The organism is Paenibacillus aestuarii (genome assembly GCF_027789125.1).
Classification (GTDB): Bacteria; Bacillota; Bacilli; order Paenibacillales; family NBRC-103111; genus Paenibacillus_E; species Paenibacillus_E aestuarii.
Map to the genome: position 1 here is coordinate 16,075 of NZ_JAQFVF010000046.1, position 18,658 is coordinate 34,732.

At 48.0% G+C, this 18,658-nt stretch carries 18 protein-coding genes; all 18 read left to right on the forward strand.

From position 1 onward, the window contains the following. Window positions 1-105 precede the first annotated feature (105 nt). The 18 genes from O9139_RS19680 to miaB all read left to right on the forward strand — a co-directional run bounded on the left by O9139_RS19680 (window position 106) and on the right by miaB (window position 18,614). Window positions 106-354, forward strand: a complete 249-nt coding sequence (locus O9139_RS19680; protein ID WP_270881178.1) for a DUF3243 domain-containing protein — start codon at window positions 106-108, stop codon at window positions 352-354. Between the two features lie 115 nt (window positions 355-469). Next, complete coding sequence (locus O9139_RS19685) at window positions 470-1,324, forward strand: hypothetical protein (protein WP_270881179.1); 855 nt, start codon at window positions 470-472, stop codon at window positions 1,322-1,324. 127 nt (window positions 1,325-1,451) lie between these two features. Further along, on the forward strand, window positions 1,452-2,195 hold the full coding sequence (locus tag O9139_RS19690) for a DUF3388 domain-containing protein (protein WP_377524134.1): 744 nt from the start codon (window positions 1,452-1,454) through the stop codon (window positions 2,193-2,195). A gap of 47 nt (window positions 2,196-2,242) precedes the next feature. Beyond that, on the forward strand, window positions 2,243-3,121 hold the full coding sequence (locus tag O9139_RS19695; protein ID WP_270881181.1) for a helix-turn-helix domain-containing protein: 879 nt from the start codon (window positions 2,243-2,245) through the stop codon (window positions 3,119-3,121). A 141-nt stretch (window positions 3,122-3,262) separates the two neighbouring features. Further along, entirely contained in the window at window positions 3,263-3,754 is a 492-nt protein-coding gene (locus O9139_RS19700) for a YajQ family cyclic di-GMP-binding protein (protein WP_270881182.1), read from the forward strand. Between the two features lie 116 nt (window positions 3,755-3,870). Then, the gene (gene rimO, locus O9139_RS19705) at window positions 3,871-5,199 is read left to right on the forward strand and encodes a 30S ribosomal protein S12 methylthiotransferase RimO (protein WP_270881183.1); all 1,329 of its coding nucleotides are present in this window, start codon (window positions 3,871-3,873) and stop codon (window positions 5,197-5,199) included. Next, window positions 5,196-5,783, forward strand: coding sequence for a CDP-diacylglycerol--glycerol-3-phosphate 3-phosphatidyltransferase (pgsA, locus tag O9139_RS19710; protein WP_270881184.1), 588 nt, complete (start codon window positions 5,196-5,198; stop codon window positions 5,781-5,783). Before rimO ends, pgsA begins: the two co-directional genes overlap by 4 nt. 61 nt (window positions 5,784-5,844) lie before the next feature. Next, a complete protein-coding gene (locus tag O9139_RS19715) occupies window positions 5,845-7,095 on the forward strand; it encodes a competence/damage-inducible protein A (RefSeq protein WP_270881185.1) in 1,251 nt (416 codons plus the stop codon). Between the two features lie 171 nt (window positions 7,096-7,266). Beyond that, entirely contained in the window at window positions 7,267-8,313 is a 1,047-nt protein-coding gene (recA, locus tag O9139_RS19720) for a recombinase RecA (protein WP_270881186.1), read from the forward strand. A 76-nt stretch (window positions 8,314-8,389) separates the two neighbouring features. Further along, window positions 8,390-9,079, forward strand: coding sequence for a regulatory protein RecX (locus O9139_RS19725; protein ID WP_270881187.1), 690 nt, complete (start codon window positions 8,390-8,392; stop codon window positions 9,077-9,079). Window positions 9,080-9,456: 377 nt separating this feature from the next. Beyond that, window positions 9,457-10,995 (forward strand): ribonuclease Y, encoded by a 1,539-nt coding sequence (rny, locus tag O9139_RS19730; RefSeq protein ID WP_270881188.1) that lies wholly within the window; start codon window positions 9,457-9,459, stop codon window positions 10,993-10,995. Window positions 10,996-11,067: 72 nt separating this feature from the next. After that, a complete protein-coding gene (locus O9139_RS19735; RefSeq protein ID WP_270881189.1) occupies window positions 11,068-11,862 on the forward strand; it encodes a TIGR00282 family metallophosphoesterase in 795 nt (264 codons plus the stop codon). A gap of 138 nt (window positions 11,863-12,000) precedes the next feature. Then, window positions 12,001-12,261, forward strand: coding sequence for a stage V sporulation protein S (locus O9139_RS19740; protein ID WP_005550495.1), 261 nt, complete (start codon window positions 12,001-12,003; stop codon window positions 12,259-12,261). 128 nt (window positions 12,262-12,389) lie between these two features. Continuing rightward, window positions 12,390-13,331: a dipeptidase gene (locus O9139_RS19745; RefSeq protein WP_270881190.1), complete on the forward strand. Its 942-nt coding sequence runs from the start codon at window positions 12,390-12,392 to the stop codon at window positions 13,329-13,331. A gap of 202 nt (window positions 13,332-13,533) precedes the next feature. Next, a complete protein-coding gene (locus O9139_RS19750; protein ID WP_270881191.1) occupies window positions 13,534-15,282 on the forward strand; it encodes a 2-oxoacid:acceptor oxidoreductase subunit alpha in 1,749 nt (582 codons plus the stop codon). Then, the gene (locus O9139_RS19755; protein WP_270881192.1) at window positions 15,270-16,136 is read left to right on the forward strand and encodes a 2-oxoacid:ferredoxin oxidoreductase subunit beta; all 867 of its coding nucleotides are present in this window, start codon (window positions 15,270-15,272) and stop codon (window positions 16,134-16,136) included. The genes O9139_RS19750 and O9139_RS19755 overlap by 13 nt, the downstream gene beginning before the upstream one ends. Window positions 16,137-16,250: 114 nt before the next feature. Then, entirely contained in the window at window positions 16,251-16,823 is a 573-nt protein-coding gene (gene pduL, locus O9139_RS19760; protein WP_270881193.1) for a phosphate propanoyltransferase, read from the forward strand. 204 nt (window positions 16,824-17,027) lie between these two features. After that, on the forward strand, window positions 17,028-18,614 hold the full coding sequence (gene miaB / locus O9139_RS19765; RefSeq protein WP_270881194.1) for a tRNA (N6-isopentenyl adenosine(37)-C2)-methylthiotransferase MiaB: 1,587 nt from the start codon (window positions 17,028-17,030) through the stop codon (window positions 18,612-18,614). The last annotated feature ends 44 nt before the right edge of the window (window positions 18,615-18,658 follow it).

Below are 18,658 nucleotides of genomic sequence, written 5' to 3' on the forward strand. Positions count from 1 at the left end.
TTCAACTTTCGTTTAGAACGCCCCCCGCGAATAATTCTTTGAGGTGAAGAGAATATTATTTTACGTAATGTCCATTTCTCAGAACTCAAAGGAGGATTTTCTAACATGTCGGTACTTGAAACATTTGATAAGTGGAAAGGCTTTTTGTCGGAGCGCGTGGATCAAGCGCAAAACACCGGGATGAACAACGCTACGATCAACAATCTCGCTTATCATGTCGGTGACTATCTGTCCACCCAGGTAGATCCCAAAAATTCTCAGGAGCGGGTGCTCAAAGAGCTTTGGGATGTGGGAAATGAGGAAGAGCAGCGTGCGCTCGCTGGTCTTATGGTAAAATTAGTGGACAAAGGCTAATAACCGTTTTACAATTCAATAAGGCAGTTCACTTAAGCCTCCTTCGTGGAGGCTTTTGTCTGCTTGACAACTAAAGAACCTCACTTCTTTAGGATAGAAAGGAACCGTAAACTTCATGAGAAAGCAGCGTTTTGTAATTGGTTTACTCTTCTTATCATTGATGGTAACCGGCTGTGGAAACCGAGGCATTCCAGCGATTAAGCAGGAGCTTATGGACAAAAAAATGTCAGTATTAATGCTGACAAGCGCCAGCTTAAGCGACCCGGCGGAACAGACTGTCAGCCAAACCTTGTTGCAGTGGCGGGACTCCAACCAGATCGCTTTTGATTGGGTCAAAGATTTGCAGACCATGGATGATTCGGTTGCTGCAAAGTTGAAATCGAAGCCTTATGACTACATATACGTAATCGGCAATGAACTGCTGCCTGCTGCAAACCCGCTAATCAGCCAGAACCTGACCACAGGCAAGTGGACGCTGATGCAAAACCAGCTGGATCCCAGCGCAAGCGGTGCGGGCGGTGCAGTGGCAAAGGCGGCGGTGTTCCAAATCGACCCGGCGAAGATCGATACGTTGAAAAACCAATGGGTCAGCGGTGTCTTAGCAACGAATACATCAGTCGAATGGGTGACGCGCGCAGACCGTCCGATTCCGTCGGCGTGGGCGCCTTCGGAGGAAGCCGACCATATCGTGCTGCTTGACAATAACCAGCAATGGTTTCAGCAGCTGTCACTCCAGACGAAGCAGCATGCTTCAAGCTGGATCATCTTCAATGCGGCCACAGATGCCGCCCATATTCAAAAAGCGAAAACGCTTGGCGTATCCGTTATGGACCTAAGCGATGCCTTGTCGGCGGATCTCGATTGGACGGCTATTATGAATAATCGATTGAACGGCATGCTCCGGCACACCTGGCAGAGCGGCGCGACAACATATAGCGATCAAGAGTTGAAAGAGCTGAAATTGAAATAATTTTTGTATCCCTTATAATGGTATAGAAGGATTGTGCCGAAATTTGTAGAAATATTTCACGCTTGGCTATCTAGATAGCCATGGAAACGACGATGAGGTGGAAAGATTGGACATAAAAGAGTGGTACATGGAGTACAAGATTCATAAGAACCGTCCCGGTTTGCTGGGGGATATCGCATCGCTTATGGGGATGCTGGATATCAACATTGTGACGATTAACGGGGTTGAAGACCGTACACGCGGCATGCTTTTGCAAACGAATGATGAAGAAAAAATCGATTTAATGGGTAAAATGTTAAAAAAAGTAGATAATATCACTATCACGGCGCTTCGCCCACCTAAGCTGGTGGATATTTTGGCTGTGCGCCATGGCCGCTATATTGAACGCGATTCCGATGACCGCAAGACGTTCCGCTTTACGCGTGACGAGTTGGGTTTGCTGGTTGATTTCCTTGGCGAAATCTTCAAGCGTGAAGGTAACCAAGTGATCGGTCTGCGCGGCATGCCGCGTGTCGGTAAAACAGAGTCGATTATCGCAGGCAGTGTATGCGCGAATAAGCGCTGGACGTTCGTCTCTTCCACTTTGCTTCGCCAGACTGTGAGAAGTCAGCTTTCCGAAGATGAGATGACGACGAATAACGTTTACATCATCGACGGCATTGTATCTACGATCCGTTCGAATGAAAAGCACTACAGCTTGCTTCAGGAAATCATGGCAATGCCTTCGACCAAAGTCATCGAACACCCGGATATTTTTATTCGCGAGTCTGAATATACCTATAATCACTTCGATTACATCATCGAATTGCGCAATACACCGGATGAAGAAATTAATTATGATTCCTTTACATATACATCGGAGCCATTCTAATTATTGCTGATATCTGGACATGACATTTTTTTCAAGGAGGTGATCTTGTGTCTGAGCTTGGGAATATCCTGCGTAAAGCGCGCTTGGACCAGAAGATTTCACTGGACGACCTACAGGAAGTAACGAAAATTCGCAAACGCTACCTGGAGGCTATCGAAGAAGGCAACTATAAAGTGCTGCCGGGAAGCTTTTACGTCCGAGCTTTTATTAAGAGTTATGCAGAAGCGGTAGGGATGGACCCTACTGAAGTATTGAATATGTACCAGACGACGAACCCGTCTCCGGTAACGGAACAGCCGGTTGTGGAGACGATTCGTACCAAACGGAAGAGTGTTCGCAATACGGAGAAGATGAGCCGCTGGGCATCCAGCGTCATGTTCATTTGCTTTATCTTGTTAATATTTGGGATCGTGTACTATTATACATATAAGAACGCGAAAGGAACGCCTGCGGAGGATAAGCCCTCCCAGACGCAATCGCCCAAAATTACAGATTCCACGAATCCCGGCGGCACGAAGCTGAACTCGGCAACGGAAGCGACATACGCGGCAACGCCTACACCGATTCCGGCTACACCAGTGCCAACTCCGACTCCAACTCCGGCTGTGCAAGTGAAATACAGCAGCAATGAGAAGGGCGTGGATAATTATACGGTGACAGGTTCGGATAAGCTGAACGTCCAGCTGAAAATCATAGGCTCGCAGTGCTGGATTCAAGTGAACGCTTTGAAAGCTGATAATTCGAAGGAAATGCTCAAGCAGAAGCTGTACAGCAACGGTGACACGGATACATTTGAGATTGACGGTTCCGCCTATTTGAGTGTCGGTGCGGCTAGCGCATTGGAACTGACGGTGAATGGAACAGTCATACCGGTTGGCGATACGCCTAATCCGAAGAAAGTTCAGCTGAACTTGCAAAAAAGCTAGAATTTTGGCGCATTCCGCGCTTTCCCGGGCAATGAATAGGTTTGGAGAGCATCCCAAGGCATACAAGCTGCGGGATGTTTCTTTTTGAGCCGCTTCTTGCTATAATGCAATATGAAATTCATGGAAAAGGGGTATGTGTAGATGAGTTCAGAGAGTTCATTTGATATAGTATCGAAGGTGGACATGCAGGAATTGAACAACGCCATCCAACAGGCGGAGAAAGAAATTTTGACCCGATTTGATTTTAAAGGCAGCAAGAGCAGCATTAAGTTGGAAAAGGACCAACTGACGGTCATTTCCGATGACGAGTTTAAACTGCAGAACGTGCTCGATATTTTACATGGCAAAATGACGAAGCGCGGCATCTCCATCAAGAACCTGGAGTACAGCAAAATAGAGCCTGCCGCATCTTCCACGGTGAGACAGAAGATCTCCTTGAAACAAGGCGTGGACCAGGAGAATGCGAAAAAAATTAACATCCTGATCCGCGATTCCAAGCTGAAAGTAAAAAGCCAGATTCAAGGCGATCAAATTCGCGTAACCGGCAAAAGCAAGGATGACCTGCAAGCGGTGATCTCGATGCTCCGCAAAGCGGAAATTCCGCTCGATTTACAGTTTGTCAACCTGAAATAGAACGATTAAAACCATGCAACCCCCTAGATATAGGGGGTTTTCACTTTTTGACACCCTATAGGGCATGTATTATACTTGTAAAGAGTGGTTTAGGACTATTGGAGGTTGTTTTATTCATGACAGAGAAGGTTAAAGTAGTTACGCTCGGATGTGAGAAAAACTTAGTCGATTCCGAAATTATGGCTGGTTTGATTCACGGCCGAGGCTTCCAACTTGTAGATAACAAAGAGGATGCAACCGTTATTATTGTGAATACGTGCGGATTTATCGATGCAGCGAAGGAAGAATCCGTGAATACGATTCTGGATATGGCTGAGCTGAAGCAAACGGCTAATTTGAAGGCGCTCATCGTCTCCGGCTGTTTGACACAGCGCTACAAAAAAGAATTGATGGAAGAGATGCCGGAGATCGACGGCATTGTCGGTACGGGAGATTTTGACAAGATCAATCACATTGTAGATGAAGCATTGCGCGGGAAGAAGCCGGTTCTGATCGGGAACCCTGTGTTCAACTACGATGCGGACCTGCCTCGTCAAGTTACGACGCCCCGCTACACGGCGTATGTCAAGATTGCTGAAGGCTGCGACAATGCTTGCACCTTCTGCAGCATTCCGATTATGCGCGGTGCGTTCCGCAGCCGGAGCATGGAATCGATCGTCAATGAAGTGACTCAGCTTGCTGCGCAAGGCGTGAAAGAGATCAGCCTGATCGCGCAAGATTCAACTAACTATGGTACGGATATTTATGACGGATTTGCGCTGCCTGCACTTCTGAACAAAGTGAGTGAAGTTCCAGGTATCGAATGGGTGCGCCTGCACTACGCATATCCAGGCTTCTTCAGTGATGAATTGATTGCGACAATCGCTGCCAATCCGAAAGTGTGCAAATATATCGACATGCCGTTGCAGCACAGCGAGGATTCCATCCTGAAGCGCATGCGCAGACCAGGCCGTCAGAAGGATACGCGCGAGCTTGTGCGTAAAATTCGCGAAGCGATTCCGGATGTCGCGCTGCGCACTTCGTTGATCGTTGGCTTCCCAGGGGAAACGGAAGAAGATTTCGAGAACCTAAAGGCGTTTGTGCGTGAAATGGAATTCGACCGCATGGGCGTATTTGCTTACTCCAAAGAAGATGACACGCCTGCTTCGCGCCTGCCGAATCAAGTACCTGATGATGTGAAGGAGTTCCGTGCCAACACCTTGATGGAGATTCAACGCGAAATTTCCAATCAACGCGGCGGCCAAAGAATCGGGCAGGAGATTGATGTTCTAATTGAACGTTACGATGGCAGAAGCGATGTCTATGTTGGCCGTTCCCAATACGATGCGCCGGAGATTGACGGCGAAGTGTTCGTATCGAATGCCAAATTGAAAATCGGTGAAATGGCAAAAGTGCGCATTACTCACTCTTATGAGTTCGACTTATCAGGGGAGGTTATTGCATGAACTTAGCCAATCGCATCACGATAGCGAGGATTCTGCTTGTTCCGGTCATCATGTTTTTCCTGTTGATCAAAGTGAAATTCCCTCACATCAGGATCGAGGAGTTCAGCATTACTTATAATCAGATTATTGCCGCTTTAATTTTTATCATTGCGGCAAGTACGGACAGCTTGGACGGTTATATCGCAAGAAAGCGCAAGCTGGTAACGAATCTGGGCAAGCTGCTTGATCCGCTCGCGGATAAGCTGCTTGTTACGGCTGTTCTCGTATCGCTCGTGGAGATGGGCAAAGTTGACGCCTGGATTGTAATTGTCATCATCAGCCGGGAGTGGGCAGTAACCGGTCTTCGTCAGATTGCTCTCCTGGAAGGCACCGTGATGGCGGCTAGCAAATGGGGAAAGGCAAAGACAGCTGCACAGATTACGGCTATTATTGCGTTGCTTATTAATAATTTTCCGTTTACGTTTTTGGATATCCCCTTCGATATTATTGCGAGCTGGGTAGCAGCGATTATTACGCTGTACTCAGGTATTGAGTATTTTGTGAAAAACAAGCATGTCATAGATTTTTCGGATAAGACACAATAGGGCAACCTATTGTTTTTTCCGTTTCGATGGCGGGTTGAATTTTGAGGGAGGGATAAGGAAGATGAAAGCTGAGATTGTAGCTGTTGGCACCGAACTGTTGTTAGGTCAAATTGTGAATACGAACGCGCAGTTTCTGTCGCGGGAATGCGCAGCCTTAGGAATTGACATGTTTTACCAGACGGTTGTCGGCGATAATGAGCAGCGGTTGATGGATGCTTTTCAGCTCGCGGCTTCGCGGGCGGATATCGTCATTTGTACCGGTGGACTAGGTCCTACCCAGGACGATTTGACTAAAGACGTTCTGGCCGCCTATACAGGTCGTCAGTTGGTTCTCCATGAGCCATCGATGCAAGCGATTACCGAGCTGTTCAGCACACGCGGCATTCATATGGTCGAGAGCAACCGCAGGCAGGCGCTGATGCTGGAAGGCAGCGATCCCTTACATAACGAGACCGGACTCGCCGTCGGCGTCGCGCTGACGCATGAGGGCACGCATTTCATACTGCTCCCGGGCCCGCCTAAAGAAATGAAGCCGATGTTTATAAAGTATGCTTCCGAGTGGCTGCGCGGCGTCATGACGGACGAAGTGCCGCTTTATTCCAAGATGCTGAAATTCGCCGGGATCGGCGAATCCAACTTGGAGCATCAGCTCATCGATCTGATCGAATCCCAGAGCGACCCGACCATTGCGCCTTACGCCAAAGAAGGGGAAGTGACCATCCGCCTGACAACCCGGGCTTTATCGGCGGCTGAAGGGGAACGCAATCTAATGGCGACCGAGGCGGAGATTCGCCGCCGTGTCGGGGAGCACTTATACGCCGTGGAAGATGTCCCGATTGAAACGGTCATTCTGCAAATGCTGGGCCAGAAGCAGCTCCAGCTAACCGTCGCCGAAAGCTGCACAGGCGGTCTTCTCAGCGATATGATCACGAATGTGCCGGGCAGCTCGCAATCGTTCCTCGGCGGTATCATTTGCTACTCCAATGCGCTGAAAAACAAGCTGCTGAACGTTCCTATGCAGGTGCTTGAAGGCACGGACGCGCCAGGAGCCGTGAGCAAAGAAACGGCCGCCATCCTGGCCGAGCAGCTGCTGGTTGTGACAGGCAGCGATTTCGGTATCTCGGTCACTGGCGTAGCCGGTCCGGGCGCTTCCGAAGGTAAGCCTGTCGGGCTTGTCTACTTGGGCCTAGCCCAGCGCGGCGTGGAGGCGAAGGTTGTGACCTTGCAGCTCTCGGGCACGCGTGAGACGATCAAGCATCGGGCGGCCAAAGGAGCATTGTATCATTTCTGGAAACTGTTGAAAGAAATCTAGCTTTCGCTTATAATAAATCTATCTGTTAACGGAAGAACCGTAGCAAAGCGATAACTTTGTTGCGGTTTTTTGTTTGTTCGCAAAATAACGAATGTATGTTCGAAAAAATGCTTGGCAAACGACCTGAAACGAGTTATCATATACCTATAATGATAAAAGGAAGTGAGTGTTTTGACAGATCGTCGCGCCGCACTTGAAATGGCACTTCGTCAGATTGAGAAACAGTTCGGTAAAGGCTCCATCATGAAGCTTGGAGAAAGCACACATATGCAAGTTGAAACGATCTCAAGCGGTTCGCTTGCTCTTGATATTGCACTTGGAATCGGCGGATTTCCGCGCGGAAGAATTATTGAAGTATACGGACCTGAATCCTCAGGTAAAACAACTGTAGCTTTGCATGCCATTGCAGAGGTGCAAAAGGTGGGCGGTCAAGCTGCTTTCATCGACGCCGAGCACGCACTTGATCCTTTGTATGCAAGCAAACTGGGCATTAACATCGATGAGCTTCTGCTGTCTCAACCGGATACCGGTGAGCAAGCGCTGGAAATTGCTGAAGCACTCGTGCGCAGCGGCGCGGTTGATATTATCGTTATTGACTCCGTTGCGGCACTGGTGCCAAAGGCTGAGATTGAAGGCGAGATGGGGGACTCCCACGTAGGTCTGCAAGCCCGCCTGATGTCCCAAGCGCTTCGTAAACTGTCTGGTGCCATCAACAAATCCAAAGTAATTGCCATCTTTATTAACCAATTACGTGAGAAAGTAGGCGTAATGTTCGGTAACCCGGAAACGACGCCAGGCGGTCGCGCATTGAAGTTCTATTCCTCCGTTCGTCTAGACGTTCGCCGGATAGAAACAATTAAACAAGGCAACGACATGGTTGGTAACCGCACGCGGATTAAGGTCGTTAAGAATAAAGTAGCTCCGCCGTTCAAACAAGCGGAGATCGACATTATGTATGGCGAAGGCATCTCCCGTGAGGGCAGCATCATCGATATCGGTACCGAAATGGACATCGTGAACAAGAGCGGCGCCTGGTACTCCTTCGATGGCGAGCGCCTCGGTCAAGGCCGTGAGAACGCCAAATCGTTCCTCAAAGAGAACAAGGCGATTGCCGAAACGATCGAGCAAAAAATTCGCGACAACAGCAACTTGATCAAAGTAACAGGTCCGAATACGGACGATGATGAAGATGAAGAAGCAACGCTTGCTTTTGAATAAGTGAATGAATGGGCATAGACGGCAGCACTTTAACCTCAGGTTAAGGTGCTTTCGTTCATTAAAGGAGTTGTAGACGTTGACGGAAGAAGAGCAGGGGCTGCCGGTCATCACGATGGTGGAAAGGCAGAAGCGGGGCAAGCACCGTTATAACATTTTCATTAATGAGGAATACACGTTCTCCGTGCATGAAGACATCATGATCAAGCATCGTCTGTTCAAAGGGGAAATCATCGATCCAGAGCGGATGGCCATCATCATTCGAGACGAAGAGCGGAATAAAGCGTATACGAAAGCGCTGTACATGATTGGGCGCAGACCACACGCTTCGAGCGAAGTGAGACGAAAGCTCAAAGAGCAAGGATTTGAAGCTGACATCATCGATGGGGTCATGGAAACGCTGGAGAAGCAAAATTATCTCAATGATGAAGAATTCGCCAAAATGTGGGCGGAGCATCGCATTTATTCGCAGCGCCGGGGACGCAACTGGGTCAAGCAGGAGCTGCAGCAGAAAGGTATTCACAAAGAGCTGGTGCATGGTGCCATTGCGGGCATTAATGCGGAGGATGAGCTGGAAGGTGCATTGAAGCTGGCTCGTAACAAGTGGAAAATTACTTCAGGCTCAACCATCGATAAGAAGCGTAAAACAGGTGCTTTTCTTATGCGCAGAGGCTATACAGGGGGAATTGTTAACAAAGTGTTAGGGCAGTTAAGTGCAGGAGAGGGAGACGAAGAGCACGAGTTTTATGAAGAAATGATGGATGATTAACGGCATACACGAAGCATACATGAAGCATACATGAAGGCTTTGTTCAATGAACTGCACGAGCAAGACTGTGTCAATCCCTTGACAAGCTTCTTCGACAAAAGATAAAATAACAATGTATATTTTCATAAGGAGTCAAAATCATAAGAATTTTTGTGAATTTGACGTAACAGTTGTAGAAACCGCCAATTTTTACGCTGTTGGTTATGAATCACTCGCACCAACGTGGTGACACGCGCCGTGCACATTCATTTTGAGCCATGCTCATTTTTTTAGTATGGGGTACGTTGAAGCTATTGCCTAACAATTAAAAATCGGATTAAAAAACCGAAGGAATCCCAAGCTAACACCTTGGAGAAACCAACGAGGAGGTGAACAAGATGACTTTCATCTGGATCGCGATCATTCTCGTTGTTGGAGCTGCATGCTTAGGGATTGGTTATTTTATCCGCAAATCTCTTGCAGAAGCGAAGATTTCCAGTGCAGAAGAAGCCGCTGAACAGATCCGTGAAGCTGCCAAGAAAGAAGCGGAGGCGCTGAAAAAAGAAACGGTTCTGGAAGCGAAGGACGAAGTGCATAAGATTAGGTCCGAAGCTGAAAAAGACATTCGTGAACGTCGAAATGAAATTCAACGACAAGAGAGACGATTGTTGCAAAAAGAGGAATCGCTGGATAAAAAATTAGAATCTCTCGAGCGTAAAGAAGAGCAAGTAGCCAACAAAGAGAAGCGAATCGAGGATACACAGACACAGATCGACCAGCTTTATAGAAGTCAAGTTACGGAATTGGAGCGAATCTCCGGCCTGACGATGGAAGAAGCGAAGAGCATCATTCTTACCAATGTCGAGCAGGAAGTTCGTCACGAAACCGCTCAGTTGATTAAAGAGATTGAACAGCAAGCCAAAGAAGAAGGCGATAAGAAAGCCAGAGAAATCATCACGCTCGCCATTCAACGATGTGCTGCTGATCACGTGGCTGAAACTACAGTTTCAGTGGTGACCTTGCCTAATGAAGAAATGAAGGGCCGTATTATCGGTCGTGAAGGCCGCAATATCCGTGCATTGGAAACATTGACGGGGATCGACCTTATTATTGATGATACGCCTGAAGCCGTCATTTTATCAGGTTTTGATCCAATCCGACGCGAAATTGCCCGCACATCCCTGGAGAAGCTTGTTGCAGATGGTCGAATCCATCCGGCAAGAATCGAAGAGATGGTGGAGAAATCCCGCAAAGAAGTGGACGAGCGTATCCGCGAATACGGGGAGCAAGCGACGTTCGAGGTTGGCGTTCATGGACTGCATCCGGATCTGATCAAGATTCTGGGCCGACTGAAATTCAGAACAAGTTACGGTCAAAATGTACTGAAGCATTCCATGGAAGTAGCTTATCTGGCCGGTCTGATGGCTGGAGAGCTCGGAGAAGACGTAACTTTGGCGAAACGTGCCGGGCTGCTTCATGACATCGGTAAAGCACTTGACCACGAAGTGGAAGGTTCCCACGTGGAGATCGGTGTGGAGATCGGTAAGAAGTACAAGGAACATCCAGTTGTCATCAACAGTATTGCTTCGCATCATGGCGATGTGGAAGCAACTTCTGTTATCGCGATGCTGGTAGGCGCAGCGGATGCCTTATCCGCAGCAAGACCGGGAGCGAGAAGAGAAACGCTGGAAACTTACATTAAGCGTCTTGAGAAGCTCGAAGAGATTTCTGAATCGTTTGATGGCGTTGAGAAATCATACGCAATTCAAGCAGGTCGTGAGGTTCGTGTCATGGTTCAGCCGGAGAAAGTGGATGATACCGAAGCGTTCCGCCTAGCCCGCGATATCACGAAGAAAATCGAGGGAGAACTCGATTATCCAGGACATATCAAGGTCACGGTCATTCGGGAAACGAGAGCTGTTGAATACGCGAAATAAGGGTATACTAGGTGAAAAGTGGCTGATGAAGCCACTTTTCCTCATTTTTAAAAGGGAGCATGGAGAGCTATTATGAAAATTGTATTTATCGGAGATATTGTAGGATCCGTGGGGAGAAAAGCCTTAAAGAAGGTCATGCCTAGACTGAAGCAGGCTTATCCGAATGCGGTATTCATCGCTAACGGCGAGAACGCAGCGGCAGGCAAAGGGATCACGGCGGCGATTGCCAAAGAGATCTATGAGCTGGGCATCCAAGCGATGACGATGGGCAACCATACATGGGATCAGAAGGAAATCTTCGATTTCATCGATCGCGACGAGAAGATGGTCAGGCCGGCCAATTTCCCACCAGGCACGCCGGGTAAGGGACACGTAGTGATCAAGGTGAAAGATCAGGAGCTCTTGATCATCAATTTGCAAGGCCGCACGTTCTTGCCGCCGATTGACTGTCCGTTCCGCAAAGTGGATGAGATCTTGGAACAGGATAAGAAGAAACACAAGTTCGTGTTCGTCGATTTCCATGCGGAAGCCACATCGGAGAAAATCGCCATGGGCTGGCACTTGGATGGCCGCGTATCGGCTGTTGTAGGCACGCACACGCACGTACAAACCAACGATAACCGCGTATTGCCGCAAGGGACGGCATATGTGACCGATGTGGGCATGGTAGGCCCGCGAGATGGGGTGCTGGGCGTTGAGAAGAACGCAGTGCTGCAGAAATTCAAGACACAGCTTCCTGTCCGTTTTGTCACCGATGAAGGCAAGTGGCATTTTCATGCGGTTGTCATCGAATTGAACGATCAAACGGGATTGGCCAAAGAGATCAAGCTCATTCGCTATGATGAAGATGAAGTCATTTTCGATTAATCTTAGTTAAATTTTCGTTTGAAACACAATTCTAAATATTTAGAATACTCTCCTTGAGATAAAAAGGTATTTTTGAAGATCCTTGAGAATATGATGGTTACTGGAATCCTATCCATCATTCCTGAGGAGGTACTTTTCATGGAAGTATTAAAAGTTTCAGCAAAATCTAATCCAAACTCCGTTGCAGGTGCACTGGCAGGCGTATTGCGCGAACGTGGAGCTGCGGAGCTTCAAGCGATTGGCGCAGGTGCCTTGAATCAGGCCATTAAAGCAGTAGCTATCGCGAGAGGATTTGTGGCGCCTAGTGGGGTTGACTTAATATGTGTGCCAGCATTCACCGACATTGTGATCGACGGGGAAGATCGGACAGCTATTAAATTGATTGTAGAACCTAGGTAGGATGATATTTATACATAGATGTGATCCAACACCTGTTTACCTTGTAGACAGGTTTTTTAATTTGTCTTGGCGTCCGCTTGGCTAACGGTCATGAATAAACTTGTTCGGTTACAAGGAGGATGACGTGTATGAGAATCATGGACGGTCACTGCGATGCTTTAACGAAGCTGTACCATAATCCGAAGCTTGATTTTGACAAGGTAGAGCTGGAATTGGATGTAAGTTTCCCGCGGCTGTCCAAGGCCGGCGTCAAGGTGCAGTGCTTCGCGGTTTATTTATCGGAAAGCATCGCGAATCCATCATTTGATCACATTTTGCAGATGATTGATATTTTTCATCGCAAGGTCGCCAGCCATCCGGGCATGACGTTTATTCGCAACGCCGCAGACTTCCAGGCTGCGGAGAGCAGCGGGCAGATCGGTGCGATTTTGACACTTGAAGGCGTGGACGCTCTGGCGGGCAATATGGTGCATTTGCGCTCGCTTTACTATCTAGGTGTAAGATTGATCGGACTGAGCTGGAATTACGCCAATTGGGCGGTTGACGGCGTTATGGAGCCGCGTAAAGGCGGGTTCACTTTAAAAGGGAAGCGCATGTTAAAAGAATTAGAAACAATGGGTATAATAGTGGATGTGTCACATTTGTCCGAGAAGGGATTCTGGGAATTGTTTGAGCTGTACGGGAAGCCCATCGTCGCAACGCATTCCAACTGCGCCAGACTTTGTCCCCATCCAAGAAATTTATCAGATGAACAACTCACCGCGATCATCAAGCGGCAAGGACAAATCGGACTTACATTTGTCCCCTATTTTGTTGAAGCTGCCCGTACGCCTGTCCGAATTAGCGATTTGCTGAAACATATAGATCACATATGCGCTTTGGGAGGGGAGGAACATCTCGGCTTTGGATCGGACTTTGACGGCATTGCGCAGTGGATCGAAGGATTGAGACATTCAGGCGATTATCAAAATATTATAGAGGCTCTATGTCAAAACTATAGAGAGTCCCAAGTGGAGCGATTCCTATATGGAAACTGGCGGAAGTTCATGCTAACCAATCTCCCCAGATAAATTTGTGAATCGATCTAAAATTGATATAGGTTTCATCTAAAAACTCTATGTTTTAGATTTGTTCAAACCTCTTGCAATTTGCACCATAAAGGCATAGAATTTGGTTGACAAGTGAAAGATTTTTTTTATAGCTCTTTTCCGAAATTATGTTTTAGACTATGTTTTCTTCATTGCAGCTACAATCAAAAGGAGTGGACGTAAGGTGATTAGTCAGTTATCTTGGAAAATCGGAGGTCAGCAGGGTGAAGGGGTCGAATCTACAGACCGTATCTTCTCCACTGCGTTGAACCGTCTCGGTTACTATTTGTATGGATACCGTCATTTCTCTTCGCGGATTAAGGGGGGACATACAAATAACAAGATTCGCATCAGCACCAAGCCGATTCGCGCAATCTCTGACGATTTAGACATTCTGGTGGCGTTTGACCAAGAAAGTATCGATTTCAACGCACACGAACTGCGTGAGAATGGGGTTATCGTTGCGGACGCGAAATTCAACCCTGTCTTGCCAGAAGGTATTAAAGCGCGTTTGTTCCCAGTTCCAATCACTGCGATTGCAGAAGAATTAGGCACATCCCTATTTAAGAACATGGCCGCATCTGGCGCTTCCTGGGCATTGCTCGGATTGCCGCTTGATGTGTTTAATAAAGCTGTAGAAGAAGAGTTCGGCCGCAAAGGCGCAGCTGTCGTTGAGAAGAACATTGAAGCTGTTCGCAAAGGCGCAGAATCCGTTCTGGAACTTGCTGGCGGCCCTATCGCCGACTTCCAATTGGAACCTGCTGACGGCAAACAAAAGCTGTTCATGATCGGTAACGATGCCATCGCTCTGGGAGCTGTAGCTGCTGGCTGCCGTTTCATGCCTGCATACCCGATTACACCAGCATCCGAAGTGATGGAGTACTTGATCAAAGCGCTTCCAAAGTTCGGCGGTACCGTTATCCAAACGGAAGACGAAATCGCGGCTTGCACAATGGCAATCGGTGCTAACTACGCTGGCGCACGTGCATTGACAGCTTCCGCTGGTCCTGGTCTTTCCTTGATGATGGAAGCGATCGGCCTTGCCGGTATGACAGAAACGCCTGTCGTTATCGTGGATACACAACGTGGGGGTCCAAGTACAGGTCTGCCTACGAAACAAGAGCAATCCGACTTGAATGCTATGGTATACGGTACGCACGGCGAAATCCCGAAAATCGTCCTGTCCCCAAGCACAATCGAGGAGTGCTTCTACGATACGATCGAAGCGTTTAACTTGGCAGAGAAATACCAATGCCCAGTTATCTTGATGACGGATCTGCAGCTTTCCCTGGGTAAACAGTCTGCTGAGATGCTGGACTACAACCGCATCGTAATCGACCGTGGTAACCTTGTTACAGAAGCTCCAGAATTGACAGACAACCAACTGTTCAAACGTTATGAGTTCACAGCGAACGGCGTTTCCCCGCGCGTGATTCCTGGCGTGAAACATGGTCTGCACCACGTAACAGGCGTAGAGCATGATCAAACAGGCCGTCCATCCGAGAGCACGGATAACCGTCAAAAAATGATGGATAAACGTCTGGAGAAATTGAAGCATATCGAAGTAACAGACGCGATCAAAGTCGACGCGCCTCACGAGAATCCGGATCTGTTGATCATCGGTATGGGTTCCACTGGCGGCACCATCGACGAAGCAAGAAGCCGCGTAGCGAAGGAAGGTATCACAACCAACCATGCTACTGTTCGTCTGATTCATCCGTTCCCGGCTGAACAACTGCGTCCATACGTAGAGAAAGCAAAAACGGTAATCGTAGTTGAAAACAATGCGACAGGTCAACTTGCGGATCAAATCAAATTGCATGTGGGTCACGCTGATAAAATCAAGAACGTATTGAAATATAACGGTAACCCATTCCTGCCATCGGAAATTGAACAAAAATGTAAGGAGCTGACCCTAGCATGGCAACGTTAAAAGATTTTCGCAACAATGTAAAACCAAACTGGTGTCCAGGATGCGGAGACTTCTCCGTACAAGCAGCGATTCAAAGAGCGGCGGCAAACGTAGGTCTTGAGCCTGAAGGTTTGGCTATCGTTTCCGGTATCGGTTGCTCGGGTCGTATCTCCGGTTACATCAACGCATACGGCTTCCATGGTATTCACGGAAGATCCCTGCCAATCGCGCAAGGCGTGAAAATGGCTAACCGCGAATTGACAGTTATCGCTTCCGGCGGTGACGGCGACGGTTTCGCGATCGGTATGGGCCACACGGTTCATGCGATTCGCCGTAACATTGATGTGACGTACATCGTTATGGATAACCAAATCTACGGTTTGACAAAAGGTCAAGCTTCTCCACGAAGCGCGGAAGGCTTCAAAACGAAAAGTACGCCTCAAGGTTCCATTGAGTCCGCGATTTCCCCGTTGGAAGTTGCGATGGCTGCAGGCGCAACATTCGTGGCACAATCTTTCTCCAGCAACTTGAAACAGCTGACTGCTGTCATCGAAGCTGGTTTGAACCACAAAGGCTTCTCCCTGATCAACGTATTCAGCCCTTGCGTAACGTTCAACAAAGTGAACACTTACGACTGGTTCAAAGAGAACATCGTGGACTTGGATGAAATCCCTGATTACGATCCAACAAACCGCGTTATGGCTATGACGAAAATCATGGAGACGAATTCCATGCTCACGGGTATCATTTATCAAAATAAAGATAAAAAGAGCTATGAAGAATCCGTTCCTAACTTTAAAGCGGAAGGTATTGCGAAGCAAGATATCAAAATTACAGAAGCAGATTTCAACAAATTGCTTGCTGAATTTAAATAAGATTGACTCCCAAAGACAAGAAGGGCGTATGGAGATATCTCCGTATGCTCTTTTTTGCTGAAGGGCTTTTTTTCGAATATAATAAAATGTACATACTTGGAAGGAGAAGCTGATATGACGATAATGGTACCTGTAGGCGTTTCCGCAAGACATATACATTTATCTCTGGCTCATATCGATATTTTGTTCGGAGCGGGCTATCAACTGACGAGCTTTAGAGATTTATCGCAACCTGGACAGTACGCGGCTAACGAAATGGTGTCCATCGTTGGACCTAAGGGCCGCTTCGATAAAGTACGGATTCTAGGGCCTGCACGCGGCGCAACGCAGATCGAGATTTCCCGTACGGATGCGTTCGCGTTAGGCATTAACCCGCCCGTTCGTGAATCCGGGCACATTGAAGGAACACCAGGGCTGAAGGTGATCGGTCCGCAAGGCGAAGTGGAGCTGGAGCAAGGTGTGATCGTGGCAGCGCGTCACATCCATTTTCACACCAAGGATGCCGAGCAATGGGGCATTGCCGACAAGCAAATGCTGCGGGTGAAAGTCAACGGCGAGCGGCCGCTTATTTTTGAGAATGTGATTGCACGTGTGTCCGAGCAGTATGCGCTCGATATGCATATTGATACGGATGAAGGGAACGCTGCAGGCGTGAAAACCGGCGATCAAGCGGAGATTTTGGATTAATAGCAGGATAAGCTTTTCAAAAAGAAAAATAAGGCATGACAATTTTCAGGTGAAGCATTGAGTTACAGCCCTTGGTTGCTCCATTAAGATCGATTGAGGGTTATTTTTATGTTTGGATTAACGATGGGTATTTGTGCTATAATATTACATTGGGTTGAATACAGCTAAGAGCAATACTTTAGATAGAGGGAAGTGATTCACGATATGTCAAAGGAGAATCAAAATACATCGGACTTAAAATCCGACAAGGTTAAGGATTACTCCAAATACTTTGATTTTTCCGATGCCAAGGTGGTAAGCGAAGAAGACGGGAAAACGACTTACCGAATAAGCGGACGGGATATTCAAATAAATTCTGCCCCCAACTACAAAGATGAGAAGCGGCGCGGAAAAGAAGATATACAAGTTCATTATGATTTTATTATCCCTGAGGATATGCAAGAGTTCGGCAAAGATAAATTTTATTTGATTCGCACCTTCGGTTGTCAGATGAATGAGCATGACACGGAAGTGATGAAGGGTCTGCTGGAGCAAATGGGCTACCAGCCAACGGAGGACAAGTTCCAAGCGGATATCATTCTGCTTAACACCTGTGCGATTCGTGAAAATGCGGAAGACAAGGTGTTCGGTGAGCTCGGACACTTGAAAGGGTTGAAGGCGGAGAAGCCGGGCCTCGTTCTCGGCGTGTGCGGCTGCATGTCGCAAGAAGAGGCTGTCGTCAGCCGGATTATGCAAAAGCATGCTTTTGTCGATTTGATTTTCGGCACGCACAACATTCATCGTCTTCCTACGCTGCTGAAGGACGCCTATTACAACAAGGAAATGGTTGTAGAAGTGTGGTCCAAAGAAGGCGACATCGTGGAGAACCTTCCGAAGAAGCGTGAAGGTATCCGAGCTTGGGTGAACATTATGTATGGCTGCGACAAGTTCTGTACCTATTGCATTGTGCCGTACACACGCGGCAAAGAACGAAGCCGCAGACCGCAGGACGTACTGGCGGAAGTCAGAGACCTGGCCCGCCAAGGGTTCCAGGAGATCACGCTCCTTGGGCAGAACGTGAACGCCTATGGCAAAGATTTTGAAGACATGACGTATTCCTTTGCCAACTTGATGGACGATATCCGCAAAATTGATGTGCCGCGGATTCGTTTCACGACTTCGCACCCACGCGATTTCGACGATGCGTTGGTTGAGGTGCTCGGCAAACGCGGCAACTTGGTTGAGCATATCCACTTACCGGTTCAATCCGGAAGCACAGAAGTGCTCAAGCGCATGAGCCGGAAGTACAGCCGCGAGCAATATTTGGAGTTGGTGAGAAAAACCAAAGCCACGATCCCGGATGTCGTGCTGACCACGGATATCATCGTCGGTTTCCCAGGCGAGACAGATGAACAATTCGAGGATACGATGACCTTGTATCAAGAAGTGGGCTTTGATCTAGCTTTTACGTTTATTTATTCGCCGCGTGAAGGCACGCCGGCTGCTGATATGGAAGATAACGTGCCCATGGAAGTGAAGAAAGAGCGGTTATACCGCTTAAATGAGCTGGTCAATGCTTGCAGCAAGTTGAGCAATGAGAAGCTGCTGGGACAGACGGTGGAAGTGCTTGTGGAAGGCGAGAGCAAGAATAATCCGGATGTGCTGTCCGGACGTACGCGTACGAATAAGCTGATTCATTTTACCGGTTCGAAGGATTTAATCGGCCGCATGGTGAATGTTAAAGTAACGACTGCGCAGACGTGGGTCTTAAAGGGCGAAATTGTTGCTTCGCCGCTGAAGATGTCCATATAAGCGCGGCTCGACATAGAGGAAGTTAAACAGACAGGAGTGTGCAC